Source organism: Arthrobacter sp. NPDC080073, from assembly GCF_040686575.1.
Lineage (GTDB): Bacteria > Actinomycetota > Actinomycetes > Actinomycetales > Micrococcaceae > Arthrobacter.
The window spans coordinates 20,673-36,885 of sequence record NZ_JBFBKR010000024.1 but is presented as its reverse complement, the minus strand read 5'-3'; the positions used below and the strand labels follow the sequence as shown (position 1 = coordinate 36,885).

General features: G+C 64.6%; 19 protein-coding genes and 1 pseudogene. 10 read left to right on the top strand and 10 right to left on the bottom strand.

Annotated elements, in window-relative coordinates; translation table 11 throughout:
* Positions 1-376: 376 nt before the first annotated feature.
* From AB0O52_RS20310 to AB0O52_RS20300, 3 genes are all read left to right on the top strand, one after another.
* Positions 377-1,204: a ParA family protein gene (locus AB0O52_RS20310; RefSeq protein ID WP_364541512.1), complete on the top strand. Its 828-nt coding sequence runs from the start codon at positions 377-379 to the stop codon at positions 1,202-1,204.
* A 128-nt stretch (positions 1,205-1,332) separates the two neighbouring features.
* The gene (locus tag AB0O52_RS20305) at positions 1,333-1,896 is read left to right on the top strand and encodes a hypothetical protein (protein ID WP_364541509.1); all 564 of its coding nucleotides are present in this window, start codon (positions 1,333-1,335) and stop codon (positions 1,894-1,896) included.
* A 259-nt stretch (positions 1,897-2,155) separates the two neighbouring features.
* Complete coding sequence (locus tag AB0O52_RS20300; protein WP_364541506.1) at positions 2,156-2,674, top strand: hypothetical protein; 519 nt, start codon at positions 2,156-2,158, stop codon at positions 2,672-2,674.
* Between the two features lie 19 nt (positions 2,675-2,693).
* On the opposite strand, the gene AB0O52_RS20295 is transcribed toward AB0O52_RS20300, so the two are convergent.
* The 7 genes from AB0O52_RS20295 to AB0O52_RS20265 all read right to left on the bottom strand — a co-directional run bounded on the left by AB0O52_RS20295 (position 2,694) and on the right by AB0O52_RS20265 (position 7,230).
* On the bottom strand, positions 2,694-2,843 hold the full coding sequence (locus AB0O52_RS20295) for a hypothetical protein (protein WP_364541503.1): 150 nt from the start codon (positions 2,841-2,843) through the stop codon (positions 2,694-2,696).
* 26 nt (positions 2,844-2,869) lie between these two features.
* The gene (locus AB0O52_RS20290; RefSeq protein ID WP_364541577.1) at positions 2,870-4,123 is read right to left on the bottom strand and encodes a DUF4113 domain-containing protein; all 1,254 of its coding nucleotides are present in this window, start codon (positions 4,121-4,123) and stop codon (positions 2,870-2,872) included.
* A gap of 19 nt (positions 4,124-4,142) precedes the next feature.
* On the bottom strand, positions 4,143-4,592 hold the full coding sequence (gene umuD / locus AB0O52_RS20285) for a translesion error-prone DNA polymerase V autoproteolytic subunit (protein WP_364541500.1): 450 nt from the start codon (positions 4,590-4,592) through the stop codon (positions 4,143-4,145).
* Between the two features lie 84 nt (positions 4,593-4,676).
* Complete coding sequence (locus tag AB0O52_RS20280) at positions 4,677-5,453, bottom strand: SOS response-associated peptidase family protein (RefSeq protein ID WP_364541496.1); 777 nt, start codon at positions 5,451-5,453, stop codon at positions 4,677-4,679.
* A gap of 581 nt (positions 5,454-6,034) precedes the next feature.
* Positions 6,035-6,160: a hypothetical protein gene (locus AB0O52_RS20275; RefSeq protein ID WP_364541494.1), complete on the bottom strand. Its 126-nt coding sequence runs from the start codon at positions 6,158-6,160 to the stop codon at positions 6,035-6,037.
* Between the two features lie 458 nt (positions 6,161-6,618).
* Complete coding sequence (locus AB0O52_RS20270; RefSeq protein WP_364541491.1) at positions 6,619-6,927, bottom strand: hypothetical protein; 309 nt, start codon at positions 6,925-6,927, stop codon at positions 6,619-6,621.
* 108 nt (positions 6,928-7,035) lie between these two features.
* Entirely contained in the window at positions 7,036-7,230 is a 195-nt protein-coding gene (locus AB0O52_RS20265) for a hypothetical protein (protein ID WP_364541488.1), read from the bottom strand.
* A 465-nt stretch (positions 7,231-7,695) separates the two neighbouring features.
* On the opposite strand from AB0O52_RS20265, the pseudogene AB0O52_RS20260 reads away from it, so the two are divergent.
* The 7 genes and pseudogenes from AB0O52_RS20260 to AB0O52_RS20230 all read left to right on the top strand — a co-directional run.
* Positions 7,696-8,177 (top strand): annotated as a pseudogene (locus AB0O52_RS20260) (IS110 family transposase); the annotation flags it as partial.
* 132 nt (positions 8,178-8,309) lie between these two features.
* A complete protein-coding gene (locus AB0O52_RS20255; protein ID WP_364541485.1) occupies positions 8,310-9,737 on the top strand; it encodes an IS1380 family transposase in 1,428 nt (475 codons plus the stop codon).
* Positions 9,734-10,132 carry a hypothetical protein gene (locus AB0O52_RS20250; RefSeq protein WP_364541580.1) on the top strand — a complete coding sequence of 133 codons (399 nt, stop codon included), beginning with the start codon at positions 9,734-9,736 and terminating at the stop codon, positions 10,130-10,132. Before AB0O52_RS20255 ends, AB0O52_RS20250 begins: the two co-directional genes overlap by 4 nt.
* Positions 10,133-10,935: 803 nt before the next feature.
* Positions 10,936-11,166: a hypothetical protein gene (locus AB0O52_RS20245; RefSeq protein WP_364541482.1), complete on the top strand. Its 231-nt coding sequence runs from the start codon at positions 10,936-10,938 to the stop codon at positions 11,164-11,166.
* Positions 11,167-11,602: 436 nt separating this feature from the next.
* Positions 11,603-12,511 (top strand): DNA-processing protein DprA, encoded by a 909-nt coding sequence (gene dprA / locus AB0O52_RS20240; RefSeq protein WP_364541479.1) that lies wholly within the window; start codon positions 11,603-11,605, stop codon positions 12,509-12,511.
* Positions 12,512-13,074: 563 nt separating this feature from the next.
* Positions 13,075-14,100, top strand: a complete 1,026-nt coding sequence (locus AB0O52_RS20235; protein WP_364541476.1) for a DUF4192 domain-containing protein — start codon at positions 13,075-13,077, stop codon at positions 14,098-14,100.
* Positions 14,101-14,283: 183 nt separating this feature from the next.
* Positions 14,284-14,433: a hypothetical protein gene (locus AB0O52_RS20230; RefSeq protein ID WP_364541473.1), complete on the top strand. Its 150-nt coding sequence runs from the start codon at positions 14,284-14,286 to the stop codon at positions 14,431-14,433.
* A gap of 164 nt (positions 14,434-14,597) precedes the next feature.
* Here the strand turns inward: AB0O52_RS20230 and AB0O52_RS20225 are convergent, their stop codons facing one another.
* From AB0O52_RS20225 to AB0O52_RS20215, 3 genes are all read right to left on the bottom strand, one after another.
* The gene (locus tag AB0O52_RS20225) at positions 14,598-14,786 is read right to left on the bottom strand and encodes a hypothetical protein (protein WP_364541470.1); all 189 of its coding nucleotides are present in this window, start codon (positions 14,784-14,786) and stop codon (positions 14,598-14,600) included.
* 386 nt (positions 14,787-15,172) lie between these two features.
* Complete coding sequence (leuD, locus tag AB0O52_RS20220; RefSeq protein ID WP_364541468.1) at positions 15,173-15,799, bottom strand: 3-isopropylmalate dehydratase small subunit; 627 nt, start codon at positions 15,797-15,799, stop codon at positions 15,173-15,175.
* A gap of 48 nt (positions 15,800-15,847) precedes the next feature.
* Complete coding sequence (locus AB0O52_RS20215; RefSeq protein WP_364541465.1) at positions 15,848-16,162, bottom strand: hypothetical protein; 315 nt, start codon at positions 16,160-16,162, stop codon at positions 15,848-15,850.
* Positions 16,163-16,213: the final 51 nt, after the last annotated feature.

Below are 16,213 nucleotides of genomic sequence, written 5' to 3'. Positions count from 1 at the left end.
AAGGTCGGGACTGCTCGTCGAGGCGACACGGTCCGCTCAAATGCCACCAATGGAACCATTTGAGCAAAGGCCTTCACGATCTACGTAGTGCGCAAAGAGAACCCAAAGCGCATATGCCACCTTCGGAACCTTTAGCTCAAATAGAGGGATAAGAGCCGTTCGCGCAAACGACGCAAAAGGTGGCATATGCGCACAAGGCGGCATTGGCTCCAATGGAACCATTTGCGAATTGGGGCTCTTCGGGCGTGGCGTGCAACCATCCGGCAGGGTGCCAGTTAGGGTTAACCCATCGGTGCCGGCCCGATGCTTCCCGCCACACGTGGGCCTTCCGCACCGTTCTCTGTCTTTGAGTAGTGCAACGGAAGGTACCCCAGTCATGTCGGCAAAGATCATCGCCGTTTGCAACCAGAAGGGTGGCGTCGGCAAGACGACCCTGGTCACCGGGCTGGCAGAGGTGTTTTCTCGGGTCCTCGGCTTGAAGGTCCTTGTCATTGATGCGGACCCTCAGTACAACGTGACCTCTGCCTTCGGAATCAACAGCCCTGATTTCACACTCAACGACGTCCTGTACGGCGACGAATCGAACAACCAGAAAATACTGCCTGGTGTTGCGGCTGACGCCATCATGGCCGCAGGGGAGGCTTGGCAAGCCAAGTCCGAGAAGAAGGAAAACTTCCCGCAGCTCGATTTGATTGCCGCAGAGCGCAACCTGGCCTCCCGTGAACGGGATTCCATGATGGCCAGGGAACATCGTCTCCGTATCTCGCTGAAGGGTGTAACTGACGACTACGACATCATCCTCATCGACTGCCCTCCGTCCTTGGGGCTCTTGACGGTCAACGCGCTAACGGCCGCAACACATGCACTATTGGTGACTGAACCCCGGGTCGCCTCGGTGGAAGGACTTTCCGAGATTGTCACCACCATTTCGGAAGTCCAGGAGAACTTGAACGAAGACATCGAACTTCTGGGTGTCGTTATCAACAAGACCAAGAAGAACCGCCCGGATCAGGTGCACTGGATCGAGAAAGTAAACGTCAACTTCGGGGACCTTGTACTGGAGCCGATGATCCGCGATGCAGAGGTCTTCGCAAAAGCCCAGGCCGCTTCGCTGCCGATGCGTGCATACGGATCTGAAGGTTCCGAGCACCGAGCAGATCTCATCCAGCTGGCCACGGTCGTTTGGAAGGGCGCGAACGCATGAGCCGCCCCGGACCGGCTCCCGAACGGGGAGGAACGCCTGATGCCCTGGCGAATCTTCGCCGTGGTGGCCTGAAGAAAGCACGAGCGACCAGTGTGATCGCTGATATGACATCGGCGGTGGAACCGGATATGAACGCCGAGCGTCAGCCCGAACGACTGTATTCCGTGCCGGCTCCCGCGCCGGAGGTCACAGCGCCCGTACAACAAATCTCTGTCCAGCCTCCGGCTGCCCAGGCACATGCAGAGGCTCAACTTGGAGCTTTCCAGCCCCAGCCCGCCCAGGTGCCCGTTGAACCCCAACCCACGCCCGTGCAGATGCAGCCGGTGCAGACACCTGTTGCGCTGTCCACCCAGAACGCAACACAGCAACAGCCCGTCTACACGCAACCTTTTCAATACGCTCCTCAGCCCGAACAGGCACCGGCCCAGGTCGCGCCTTCCATGCAGGAAGAAGAACCTCCGGCGAAGAAGGTGTACCGGAAGACCAGCTTCTTCCAGTCGAAGGAATCTGGTTCACGGATGCGGGCAGCCTACATGGCGACGCGGCACCTGACGGGTTCCCGTACCCTTTCGGACTTCATCCTGGCTGCGGTTGAACGGGAGGTGGAAGCTCTTGAGCGGGCCCACAATGGCGGGAATGAATTCGCTGTCGACCCCGGTGGCGTACCTCGCGGACGGCCTCTGGAAAGCTAGGGGGCGGGGTGCTGTGCGCAGGAGGCCACGACTGCGGCGCTCTTACCCGTGTCTTGCCATGGACAAACCGAACACCTATTTCGTCGTGGAACCTGCGCGGCGGTTTGAGGTTCTATGTTTGGTCGCGATTCCGACAGCGTCGGGAGACCCTGCACCAGACATGACGTGTGGGCGGCCATCACTTCATCTGTGTCGCGTTGTGCCGCCGGGAATACCATGAAGAAAAGGCGGAAACACCATCGCCGCCCAGGATCACATCATGGCACCTCGCAACGACATCGACGGTAGCAACCAGGGCAACCGCACCCACCTTGCGGGCGCGCCCCGCCTCGGTCACCGCATCCGGGAAATCCGCCAACAGCTCGACCACCGGCACCACGTTTTGACCCGTTACCAAGTTGCCCGGACTTCGCTGCATCCTCCGTCTGGCCGGGCGCTTCTGGTGTCTGTGACCTCCGACGACTATCAGGCGCGCCTCTACAGCAGCTCGCGCGGCAGCAGCATCGGGGTCAGGCTCTCGGCGGTCCGTGAGGCCATCGCGACTTCCCCCTACACATGGGAAGACCTGGCAGCCGACGGTGTGAAGGAATGGGTGGAGGAGTCCATCGAGGATGATGTGCTCCTGGCTTCCGCGCTTGAGTCCTTGGGAGAACTCGAACCCGCCGAGCGCCCTTACCTGGGGAAGTTCACCGTGGAGAGGATCTACGAGATACTCACGAACGCGGAAGCGGCATACTGGCGCCGGATGTACTATGGCCGGCCCCGGAGCCAGGACTAACCCCTGTCCGGGAGCCGGTTCAGTCGGTGTGTTTGCGGATGACGATCTGCCGGTACCCTTCCGGGACGAGTTTCGTGGCCTTGGCCAGGGCGTCTTCGTAGGTGGCGCCGGGGGCGCTGACATGGCTCTGTTCGGCGTTCGGGCTTTCGATGGTCAGTTCAACTTCCACGGCTCCAAGTTTGCCTGATGCGAAGGTTAGGAGGCTTTCACGACGGCGAGTTCGTCCCAGTGTGTGGTGGCTCTGGGGGAGAGGGAGTCGCGTTTCATCTGCCAGGAGGGCCCGGGGCGTAGCCCGCCGTAGCCGAGTCCGACGAGGCCGCGGCCGTGCCGGCGGTTCACGTTCTCGATCAGGGAGCTGATGCTCTGGTCTTCGTGGGCGAAGCGGAACGGCTCGAAGGCCTCCTGCCCGGTGGCGGGGGAGAGGGCCGTGAGCATGATCCCTGCCCGGACGTACTTCACGCCTTCGGCCAGGTTCGGCAGGAGCTGCTGGCCGGCCTTCGCCAACACCACCGGATCCGACGTCGGTGCCGGCAACGGCACCAGCACGGACGGGAAACTCTTCTCGTGGGCGTTGTAGAAGCTGGTCCCGGCGAACGCGGTGAGGATCTTGGCCTTCTGGTGGTGTTTCTCCAGGCGCGCGGATCCCTGCTGCGCGTAGACGGAGAGCACCTGCCGCATGGCCGACCGGGTGGTGATCGGGGTCGCGAAGGACCTGCTGAAGATCAGCTGTTCCTTGCCGAGCTTTTCCTCTTCGAAGTCGATGCACGGCGTGCCCTGCAGTTCGAGCACGGTCCGCATCACGACGACGTTGAACCTGTCCCGGATGGCCACCGGGTCGGCGGCCGCGAGGTCCGCGATCGAGAAGATCCCCATCGCGCCCAGGCGGCGCGTCAGCCTGCCCGCGATGCCCCAGACCTCGGACACCGGCAGGCCCGCGAGCAGCTGCGCACGCCATGCGGGCCTCGTACCTTCCCAGACGCAGACCCCGCCGAACACGGGCATCTTCTTCGCGGTTTTGTTCGCGAGTTTCGCCAGGGTCTTCGTTCTCGCGATGCCGACGCAGACCGGCACGCCGACAAGGCGCCGGATCTCGTCCTTGATCCGCCGGCCCATCGCCGCCAAATCATCTTCGGTTGCGCGGGGGCCGAGTCCCAGGAATGCTTCATCGATCGAGTAGATCTCGATCCACGCGCTGTGCCGGGAAAGGATTTCCATGACCCGGCGGGAAATGTCGGCGTAGAGCTCGTAGTTGCTGCTCTTCTGGATCAGCCCCCATTCCTTGGCCCGCGGGGCGAGCTGGAACCACGGCACTCCCAGCGTGATGCCCAGGGCTTTTGCTTCCGGGCTGAGGCTGACCGCGCACCCGTCGTTGTTGGAGAGCACGATGACGGGTTTGCCCTCCAGCGAGGGGTCGAAGATCCGCTCGCATGAGACGTAGCAGCAGTTCATGTCCACGTGGGCGACGAGGTCATGCACTTTGTGCCCGGCGGTGATCGACCAGGTAGTGAAGGCTCATTTTCACCACCCCCCACACTTCCATTTGTGCCAGTTCGGGCACCCTGATGTCCGGGAACGCAGGGTTTTCCGGGCGCAGGATCACCCCGTGCCGGTCGATGATCAGCCGCTTCACCGTCAGTTCCCCGTCCAGCACGGCGATCACGACGTCGCCGTGTTTCGGGGTGAGGGAGCGGTCAACGATCAGCACGTCACCGTCGCTGATCCCGGCGCCTTCCATCGACGGCCCGGATACCCGGACAAAGAACGTCGCGGCCTGGTCCGTGACCAGCTCGCGGGTCAGATCAACGGGTCCGTCGTAATAGTCCTGCCCGGGGCTCGGGAAGCCGGCCTCGACGCTCACCGGGGCCATGAGGAGCGGTCCGGTGAGCGTTCCGGCTGTGCCCAGGACCGTCACCTGCATGGCCCACCATCCTCAAGGGTTATCGAATATATGTTCGATAATTGATTGTACGGCCGGGACCGACAACCGACCTACCCAAGAGGTCTAGGCGGCCTCAGACGAGGGGATTATCCACTGTTTCCAGGCGCTGCCGTCCGTCCTCGTCCTTGACGAGTTCGACGGGCCGCAGGTCCCAGTCTGCGGCGACGTCGTACGCCTCGCCGCGCACGAGATCCAGCAGGCCAAGGCCGTCCTTGTCCCGCGGGTCCAGCCAGGCGTCAATCGTGCCGGCGGCCAGCGGGATGGGCAGCCGGTCATGCAGCGCGCCCAGCTGCGCCAGGGCGGGCCTTGCCCGGAGTCCAGCGGGGGAGCGGGCATGGTCAGGATGGTGCAGGACAGCAGCCAGGCGTCCGGGTGCGACTCGTCCTCCACGGTTGGGTTGCGCCAGGGCGCATACAGCCCGGCGAAGGCGATGGTCCCGCCGCCGTCGGCAGGCGCGATCTCGTAGCGCTGCTTCGGGTCCGTCCTTTTGGGCCCTGACTTCTTCCACTCGGCGTAGGCGGTGGCCGGAACCGCTGCCCGCCACCGCGGAACAGAGGCCCTGAATGTCGGCTTGTCGCCAACGTCCTCGCTGCGGGCGTTGAAGGTAGCGAAGTTGGATTCAAAAGCCTTGGCGAAGGTGGGGATCATGCCCCAGAGCCCAACGGACAGTTCCCGGCGGACCGTGCCATCCTCGCCGAGCCGGGCCTGCAGGAAAGGCACCTGCGTTGTGGGGCGCACGTCCAGATTCGGTGCGGACTCGCGGACCCCGCCACCTAGCTGTGCGCCGAATTCGATGCCCAGCTGGTTCATGGTCTTGACGTTTGAGTAGCGACCGCACATGCAGATCCTCTTGGAAGGGACTTTGTTGCACTTGATCCCTTGGCCGCGGAACGGCTCTCGGGACGAAAGGTCCCGTCTGATGGGGACCAGACGGGACCTTCCAACGATAACAACGCAGAGCGGGGAACTTGCAGCGGCGTCTTATTATCGCCTTGGCGTCAAGGGGTAATCTGGACGGAATTCATTCAGGAAAGGCCCCCCGGACGGAAGGCGGTATTCGGGAGCGTGAGCCTGAAAGACGAGTGGGACCGGCTCGATTCCGCGACCCGGACATGGCTTCTGGAAAATCCGGCATGTCTTGTCCTGCCGCCCGCACTGTCGGCCAAGATCACCAAAGACGCACGCCCGGAGATTGCGTGTGACCGGCACGGGCGGGTCGTACTCTCCCCGGAGGACCACGATTTCATCCGTGAGAAAGCGAGGCCGCCGGAAAATCGATGCGCCTTCCCGTGAGGGAATACCGGTTCTTCGACACTGCTCCCTTACCGGTCATCAGGTCGGCGCCGTCCGGAAAGCGCGCAGCTTCGCCGGATGAGGCCCATCCATAGGCGTGCGGTCGCGGAACGCCCCGCCGGTGGCTGTCAGTGTCCGATCAGTTGCCACAGATCCAGACCCATCCGTGCCGCCGTCAGCAGCAGCGCTGCAGCTGCGATCCAGACGCCCGCGATCTGCCAGACGCTGGCCCGCGGCCGCTGTTGATCCTCCATGCTTCTCCTTCTCCCTCGCCCCGTCGGGGGATCCATCCTAGAAGCCAGAAGCGACAGCCTTGCGGCCACCTCGTTCAGGCGTGGGTGCTTATGCACGCGTTGCCCACAGTCTCCCGCGCCCAGCCGCCCGCCCCTGTGGACAGCCGGCACCAGACCATCCACAGAAAAGACCCGGCGTGCCGCCATCTCCCGGGCGAGTCGCCAGCCACACCTGCCGTCGTGGCCGCCAGGAACCGCGCAGGGAATGGAGACAGGCCCCTTGACCGGCTGCGCACCATCGCCTGGGGCGCCGGCAGGAACGGGTTACACCCAAGGGGGACAGCTTTGAGCTGCGCGAAGGGCTCCACCTGACCTCCAGTGGGCATAACCCGTTCCCAAGGCCAACCAACATCGTGAACTTTTACGCTGTCACTGGTGAACCGGCGGTGTTGGTCCTGGACCGCCGGGGGCTGCACCGCCTACTGGTCTGCCGACCGTGGCCTCTCCGGTGCTGCTGCCCCGTCTGCGCGGTAGTGCCTGAGCGCGGCAGCCAGAGCCCGGACGGTGGCCGGATCTTCTTCCCAGGAGGAAGTCCCGTTCCGTGTGCGGGCACGGAAGCTGGTCGCACCGGCCCCTTCGGCCGCCTGGGCAAATGCGGCCCGGGCCTGTTCCAGCTCTGCCCGCTTCTCCGGCGTCTGTTCCCCGTGCTCCGGCCCGATCCGCGCGGCCGCGGGCAGGCTGCGGTCCGCCCTGGCCCTGCTTTTCCAGAAAATGTGTCGTAACCCCATCGGGGTGTGTCCCCTCCGACCTTGGCAAGAGTCGTGACGGCTTCGTCTTGCCGCAGCGGCAAGACGAAGCCACGTAGTTCACCCGATGCCCTGCCAGAACAGACGCGATCATTCGGAACCGTCGATCTTACGGAACCCCGCGCGGAGTACGGCGTCCGCATCGTCGTAGGCGTTCCGGTTGCACTGACGCGCCTCGTTAACCGGCCTCATCATCCCGGCCCGCCCACGTTGGGCGTTGGTCAGCGCAATCGCCAACTCATCCCGTTCCAGTGCCAATTCTTCATCGTCAGTCAGGTCACTCATCGTTCTTCCTTCACTGCCGCAGAGAGAACCAACCGTCCTTGTTCGTAAAACCGTTTGGTGAATCCGGAGGAGACCTTTGCCCATTATCAAGCACCTGGTTTGCGCTGCGCTTCAACCAGTATTGGGGCGTCCGCTTCGCGGCCGGCTGTCGAGTCCAGGGCGCGCCGTCGCAGAGCTCCGAACCCCCTGCCCCTGTTTGTCTACGACGTTTTCTGGTTGCTGTCCTTATGTTGTTACCGGGTTCAGTTCCGCGGCCGTTGTAGGGTCGTGGCTACCCAGGGGAGGCGAGTATGGCTCTGGTTGCTGTGCCGGACGGTCTCGTGACGGCTTCGAAGGATTGGCCGCCCGCCACCCCCCGCGATGACCCGACTGCTGATTGAGAGACGCGACATGATCGCCGGATAAGGACACGACGGCGCGGTTATCTGCTGGGCCCTTACTCATCCGACAGACTGGAGGCTGTTCTTGGTACACCTTTGGGCCGGCATCGATGCCGGCAAAGCTCATCATCACTGCGTCGTGATCGACGCCGACGGAAGCCGACTTCTCTCGCAGAAGGTCCCCAACGACGAACCAGCCCTGCTGGACCTCATCGTCAATGTCCTGAAACTGGCTGAGGGCGGCGAGCTGGTTTGGGCGATCGACCTGAATCACGGAGGGCCGGCGCTGCTGATCGCGTTGCTCATCGCCCACGGACAGGACATCCGCTACATCCCCGGCCGGACCGTGCACCACGCCTCCCGGATCTACCGCGGCGACGGCAAAACGGACGCCAAAGACGCCGCCGTCATCGCCGACCAGGCCCGGATGCGACGTGACCTGCAGCCGCTGCGGGCCGGGGACGAGACCAGCACCGGTCTGCGGATCCTTACTGCCCGCCGGGCCGACAAATCCGCGGACCGGGTCCGGGCGATCAACCGCCTGCAGGCCCAGCTGCTGGAATACTTCCCCGCACTGGCCCGGCGTTTTCATGAGGGTTGGCTGTCTGGGGGCGTGTTAAACGACGAAAGGTGCTTCTGAGCTGGGAAAATAGTGTTGTTGACGCACTAACCACCCTGGCAGAAAGAAGCACCTTTCTGATGTCCAAGAATACCGGAGTTTTTCCCTCTGTTGCCGTTGCGCTCACGGGCCAGTCGCTGGTCTCCCACGCCGGCCTGAACGTGCTGACCTCTTTCGTTGATGCACTCGGATTCCGGGGCTTGTGCGAGGACCGGCTGGGCCAGTTCGTCCCGTCCGGGGCCAGGCACCGGCCCGGCAGCCTGCTCGGCTCGCTCGGGGTGATGCTGGCCGCCGGCGGCGAGCACGCCACGGACCTGGACATCCTGCGGTCCTCGCCCGGACTCTTCGGCCCGGTGCCCTCGAACGCGACCGTGTCCCGGTTTTTCGAACGCACCGTCGCCAACCCCGAACTGTTCAGCCACGGCTACGAAACCCTCACCCGGGAACTGCGGGCCAGGGCCTGGGACGCGGCCGGGAACCGGAACCCTGCGGCCAGGGCCACCGCGGCCGATCCCTCGGTCCTGGACCTGGATGCCACGCTGGTGACCTCCCACTCGGACAAGGAAAACGCCGCCGGCACCTACAAGGGCGGATACGGCTTTGCCCCGTTCATCGCCAGCGTCGATTACGGCACCTCCAACGGCACAGGGGAAATCCTTGCCTGCCTGCTGCGGCCCGGCAGCGCGGGCGCGAACAGCGCCGATGACCACATCCGCGTCTTCGACGCTGCCGTCTCCCAGCTTCCCGAGGCGTTCTTCCCCCAGGGCAGGCTGGACGGGCAGCGCCTCCTGGTCCGCACCGACAGTGCCGGCGCGTCGCGGAAGTTCCTCTGGCACCTGCACGCCGCGGGAGCACAGTTCTCTGTCTCGTACCCGGTCCCGGCGGGCAAGGCGCACATGGTCGACTGGATCAACGACAAACAGTATTGGCAACCGGCCCTGGACCAGCACGGGGCCGACCGCACGGACGCATGGGTCATCAACGCCACCGAAGTGATCCCGCTGAAGGACTACCCGCCCGGCACGAACATCTACCTCCGGGCCGAGCCGCTGCACCCCGGCGCGCAACCGACCCTGCTGGACCTGGACGGGCACCGCATCACCGCGTTCCTGACAAACGCACCGCGCTGGCACGGCCCGTTCCTGGACGCACGCCACCGTGCCCGCGGCCGGTGCGAGAACCGGATCAAGACCCTGAAGAACACCGGTCTGGGCAAACTCCCGTTCTACGACTTCGCCGCGAACCAGGCCTGGGCCGACATCGCCGCGCTGGCGTGCAACCTCGTCTCCTGGCTCCAGCTCACCGCACTGCCCGACGGCCACCAGGCCAGGACATGGGACATCAAGCGCTGGCGCTACCGCTTGTTCGCGACCGCCGGAAAAATCATCACCCGCGCCCGCCGCAGGCAGCTGCTGCTCCCGGAATCAGCACCGGAAAAAGGCCTCCTGAAGCTACTCCTGGAAAACACCAGGCGCCTCAAACAGCTCCAGCCCGCCGCCCCGGGATGAACAGGCACGACCCCGTCCCGACGACCAGCCCCATCACCGGAAGTGGAACCAGCGCCAACCCCGAGCGATCCAACGGGCACACCATCCTGCCCGGAAACAGAAAACAACCGCCCATCAACCCGCCCGCCCGAAAAAACGGCCAACCCCACCGTCATGAAAAATCAGGGCTGGAGCGCGCCTTTGACTACAGCCGCTCCAAAGCAGCCCTTTTGCTGCTCACCAAAGTACCGGACCCCGGACGGGATCCGCCGCACCGGTCAGACACGGATCCCAAAACCCACATCCAGGCCATGCTCTCCCTGGCACGGCGAAGACTCAACGTCCTCTGGGCCATGCTCCGCGACGGCACCATCTACACGCCGACGCCCGTGGCGGTACTACCGATTGCGGCCTGACGGCCGGTTGCCTCGCAATGCCGTGCGCTCAAGCACTCAAGCACCGGCAGGGCAGGTGTTCTACCGGATTATCTGCGCTTGTGGTTCAGCTCAGGTATGCCGTCTCGATCCGAGAGAACGCCGCCAACAGGGAAGTCTGCGGCCAGTCCTGAGGTGAAGCGCAGACTTACCCGCATTTCTTGCTTCTTGCTGCCCTTCTTGCTTGTTACGTCTGTCCTCAATTTCGTGCCGCTCGGCGAGCCCTGGCTCGAGGTCAAGGCTGCGTTCATGTTTATCGGGACGGTTGTGTTGATTGTCTGGGTTACCCGGTTCACGCTGTGGCAGCGGGACGAATATTGGCGCGAACGAGGCAGGGACCCCAAGCATCCCGAGCGCTTGCCAGATCCTCCAGCTGAGTAAGATCGGACCGACGTCTGTCTGTCTGTTGATCGAAGGTTGGAGGGGCGGCATTAACGTTATTGCGCTTTGAGGCCGGCAATCAAGGTATCGATCCTTGGTCTGCGACGGACAGCCCACACCGGCGTCCAGATCCCGAAGCAAACAAACGCGGCTGCAGCCAGCCACCAGAACCACACTCCGGGTTCCGTGATGCCGAGGTACAGTTCCAGCGCAGCGAAAAGACCAAACTCGATTGGACCCGCCCACGCCATGAAACGGTCGGAACGCCGCTTGCGCTCCAGTAAAGGAAGCCAGACCTCCGGCTGAACGCCCTCGGGCAAACGGCCCTTTTGATCGCTTTCTCGATGGCTCCGGCGGTGTCCCCGCCCCCATACTTCTTTTGCAGGTTCCGGAAGACGAGCGCCATGCAGATCCCAAACAGGACCCCGCCTACCAAAGACCCCGCCAGCAATCCCCAGCCGGCCCGGTCCGGCCGGATGGCCACCTGGATACCGTACATTCCCGCGGCCCACAGGATGGCCATGATGGCCGCCACTGTCCACCATGATCGTTTCGAGAACCAGTCCCGCAAGCTTTGCATCAGGAAACCTCCGCTGCTCATGTGTCGTCTTGCCGAACCGATGCTGCCATCGTAGAGAGCCAGGCCCCGGCGAGGAAGGGCTCAGGAAGCACGGGAACCCCTCCAGTCCCGAGGGGCCCCGAACGCCCTTACGCGCGATGGGGGTGCCCCTTGGGTCCGGGTCTGTGCCGCACAGGGAATCGGGCCTCGCTGCGCTCGGGCTGTGGAAGCGTTTTTCTTGTCTTTTTGCTGCTGTCCTGCGGATCGTACGTGCCCGCTCCACCGGAGCAACCGTCCTGCGGACGGCGGCGCACCGAATGCCTTGTGTCGGCGCTGCGCTTATTTCCTCCCACAACCCATCCGCTGCTTGCCCCGCGGGTTGCCCCGGTTCCGTCGGGCACAGCTACGCGATGCTCCGCCAGCAGCCAAAAAACAACGGGGGGAGAAGGGGAGCTGGCCGGTCACCTAAGCCGCCCCACCCACCGGAATCCTCAGCAAAGGACACACAGACCATGAATGACCGCATTGCACGCGCCGCACTCACCCGACTCTTTGACCCCCAGGACGCAACGGGCCGCACCCTCGTGGGCACGCTTGGCGCGTACGCGGCCCTGCGCATCGTTACCGGGGACCAGTCAGCCCACATGTTCCGGCACATCACTGACGCCGAACTGGCCGAAGGGCTCCAGCGTTGGGCAGCGGGCCTGCCCGACCTGGATCCTGAGAAGGACTTGTCCACCATCGAACGACTCGGCGGCGGGTTCCTGATTCCGGGGGACGAGTACTGGCCGACCGGGTTGGAGGACCTTCCGGACGCCCCCTACGGTCTCTGGTACGTGGGCAACCTCGTGCACGGGATCCCGGCCCCGGAACGTTCCGTTGCCCTGACCGGCTCCCGCGACGCCACCAGCTACGGCGCATCCGTCACCGGAGAGATCGCCTACCAGCTCGCGCAGCGCGGACTGTGCGTCGTCTCGGGCCTGGGTTACGGCATCGACTCCTACGCCCACCGCGCCGCCCTCGCCGGAGCGATTGGGGAAGGGCCCGCGACGATCGCCGTCGCCGCAGGGGGCCTTGACCGGGTCTACCCGTCCGGGAACGCGGAGCTCGCGGCCGCGATCCGCGCCAACGGGTTGATCGTCTCGGAACAACCCCCGGGAACGGCCCCGACCCGGCACAGGTTCCTGCAAAGGAACCGCATCATTGCAGCCCTCGCGGGGGTGACCTGCATCGTGGAGGCCCGTTGGCGTTCCGGGGCTCTGAACACCGCGAACCATGCCGAGACCATCGCCCGGCACGTGGCGGCCGTCCCGGGCTCCGTGCACAGCGCCAATTCCGCGGGATGCCACCGGCTCCTGAGGGACGGCGGCGCGGTGCTCGTCACCGAGGCGGCCGAAATCACTGAACTCCTCGCCGGGTAGAACACCTGGGGTGGCCGGTCCGTCCGGGGCCGGCCACCGCGGGCGGTCCGCCGTCGTGGCCGGGTTGCGCTGTTGGTCTCCCCCGGCGGACCGCCAACGCACAGAGTCCTTGGGTGGGAATCTGGGCGGCGTGGGCCGCCGGCCGCGGCGCGAACCCTGGGGGATTCGTTCGGGTGCTGGATGAGTGGTTCGCAGCGCTCACCAGAAAGGGCGTCCGCTTCGCGGCCGGCTGTCTGGCCCGGTCCCGGCTCCGCAGAGCTACGCCGTGCCCGGTCCTGTGTGTTGACGACGTCTTTTGGCTGCTGTCCTGACGGATTGTACGTGTCCGCTCCGGCCCGTCCAGCCCCTCCTTCGTCGGGGCCTGCGGGCGGGAAACCTTGCTCCGGCGCTTCGCTTATTTCCTCCGCAAACTTTCCCGCCCTTGCCCTCACGGGTGGACAGGCCTCCGTCGGCCACAGCTCGCAAGCTCCGCCAGCAGCCAAAAAACAACGGGGGGAGAGGGGACGCTGGCCGGTCACCTGAGCCGCCCCGCCCGCCGGATCCTCAGCAAAGGACACAAAACCATGAACGACGCCATCCGCATTTCCACCCCGGCCGACATCCTCGGCTTCATCCCGCACACCCTCGGGTTCGCACCTCGGGAGTCCTTCGTGTTCGTCACCCTCCGCGGGAACACCCTCGGCGCGACACTGCGCGTCGATGCCCCGGTGACAGGGGACCCTGCCGGGTTCGCCCGCGCCATGCTGGAGTACATCGCGCTGGACACCCACGCCACCGCGGTCCTGCTGGCTATCTACACCGGCGACGCCCCGGCGGCCGGGGCGCCGCGCCCGTTCCACGACCACGTAGAGGCATTGATTCAGGAACTGGAGATCGCGGGGACCCCGCTCAAAGACGCGTGGCTGGTCACCGCCGAGTATTGGCAGAACCTGCTGTGCGATCCCGACGCCGGGTGCTGCGGGCCCGAGCCGCTGGAATCCATCATCGACGGGCAGTTGAACGCCGAAATGGTGTTCCGCGGCAGCAGTTACCTGAAACAGCCCGGCACCAGCTACGCGGCATTCACGGGCCCGGCGGACACCGCGGAGCGCATCCGTGAAGCCGTGCCCGGAGTCCTCGCCTTCGAGCTGGGCACCGGGCGGGCGCTGTGGGCCGAGGCTCTCGCTGGGAACGGCTTTGCAGACCCGGAAACGACGGTGCAGCTGCTGGCATGCTTTCAGCGTCCGGACCTGCGCGACGTGTTGTTCTGCAACGTGATCGAGCCCGAACGGCCCGACGCCCAAGACAGCGGGGACCTGCTGATCGGGCAGGGGATCACCCCGGACTGGAACCGGGTGGACCGGGCACAGGAAACGGCAAGATCGTTGATTGGCGCAGCCCCGGAAGGCTACCGCGCAGCGTTGCTCACCTTGATCGGCTGGTTGGCATACCTCAAAGGGCAGTCCTCGGTCGCGGCCGACCACTTCGCCGCCGCCCTCGCGGACACGCCCGGCTACCGGCTCGCTGAACTGATGGATCAGCTTGTCAGCCGGGGAACCATCGCCCCCGTCGCCAGGGAGGAGCACACCTCCTACAAGAGGCACCGCTAAAAGAAGCCGGAGGCCGGAACCGTTCAAGGTCCGGTCCCCGGCGCGGCGGCGGCCTCCCCCGCTGGCGCTCCTCCGGCCGCCGATCAACGCTGACGCGGGCGAAGCACCCACAACAACGTCCAAGCACCCGCCGCCGGGCTACAGTGGAAGGGCAACAGCCACCACTCGCCAGGGAGCGGCACCATGAGCCACGACTTCGTCCTCACGGACGACGACGCCGCACCCGCCGGCGCGACTCACGCCCAGGATGTCCTCGAAATGTCCATGCTGACCCTGGACCAGGGTTCGTCTGTCGTGGACCTCTCCTGGGAAAAATCTCCGCTGGACCAATAACGCCGCAGCACCACCAGGTTTCCTTTAGCTGAGGGAAAAACTGAGGCCGGCCCCTAAAGGGCCGGCCTCAGCCCTTTAAAGCTGCTCAAAAGGGCCTCGCAGCGCTCGGTAGGCATCGGCATGACAAACGATTCAGCCTGACTGAACCCATGGATTTCCTGTTTCTACGACCCGGGCAGATGGCCGGGGAATTGCACAGCTGCGGGATCCAGCTCCGGGCGGACCCTCACCAGGCGCACGGGGTGCCGGAACGCACGCCCGGACCAGGCGACGTCGGCCGAAACCTCCACGACCAGCGGCTCCACGAGAGTCAGGCGCACCGTGCCGCTTTCCTTGATGAATCTGTCTACCACCCTCTCGCTGATGTCTTCCGGCCACGGATGGTCCCCCCCGCGGCGGGTGCAGATACCGCGCCAGATCCCGGCCCGCCCGAGCCGGCAGGGGAGTGGAGCGGCCGGCAATCCGCAGCCTGCCGCGCATCGGCAGGCCCACGACCACCGTCTCCGGCCGGGCCATCGGGCCGATGACCGCAGCACACACCACATCAAGGACGTTCCGGGCCTTGACCTTCAACCTTATCTGCACTAACACTCGGAGGCTAGGGTCGCCCGTCGGCACGAGATCTTGTATCGGCTCTATTGAGTCTGCTTGGGGCGGGAGGCGGCGGCCTGACTTTCAGGTTTCGTGTTGCGAACGAGTGCTCGCCTCCCGCCCCAAGAGCATTTGGTTGTGCCTAAGGCTATTTTGGATGCCCTGTTTTGTAGGCCTGTTTTGGCGTCGTGGTTGGTAGCCAGGCCTGCCTGGTTCGCTCGAAGGAAGTGATGTCATCTTGGTGTTGCAAAGTCAGGTCGATGTCGTCCAGGCCATTGAGCAGTCGCCATCTGGTGTCGGGGTCAACACTGAAGTTGATAGTGAGACCCCCGGCAGAAATGGTTTGTGCGTTTAGGTCCACGTTGAGGGGACGTTCGGGGTGTGTTTCCACAGTTTCCCATAGCTGCTCGACGTGTTGTGGGGCCAGTTGAATGGCCAGGAGACCTGATTTTCCAGCGTTTCCTTTGAAGATGTCGGCGAAGCGTGGCGAGATGACGACCCGGAAGCCGTAGTCCATCAAGGCCCAGACGGCGTGTTCCCGTGAAGACCCGGTGCCGAAGTCGGGTCCGGCTATCAGGATGTTTGCTCCTGCGTGTTCGGGGCGGTTCAGCTCGAAGGCGGGGTCCTTGCGCCAGCTGGCGAATAGGCCGTCTTCGAATCCTGTTCGGGTGATGCGTTTCATGTAGACGGCCGGGATGATCTGGTCTGTGTCGACGTTAGTGCGCCTCAGCGGCACGGCGGTGCCTTTGACCGTGGTCACGGGTTGGAAGGCCACGATTCCCTCTCTTGTTCGTACGGGCGGGCGGTGCAGGATTGGGCAGGGTCAGGTTGATCGTGGGTCGACGAGGATTTTGTATCCGTCGGAGCGGTAGAACAGCTGCCTGTCCCTGCCGTGGCCTTGGCGCAGCCAGAGAAACGCGCCGTCCTTAGTGACGGCGTCGACTACTCCGGCGATGCACTCCTTGTTGCGTGCGACGAGGACAACCGTGTCGTCCGGGAGCAGTTCGCGCCAGTTCGCGACGACTGTGCGTCGAAAGCCGTGGCGGGTGGGGGTTGTTTCCCCGATTGTCGGGATGGTGGCGGTGTCTGTGGTGGGATCTTCGGCGATCTCTGCTGCCCTGGCAGTAGTGGTGGTCATCGTGTCTCTCTTGGGCGTTGGGGAGTATGGGGTTGCTGCCATCGGTGAGGC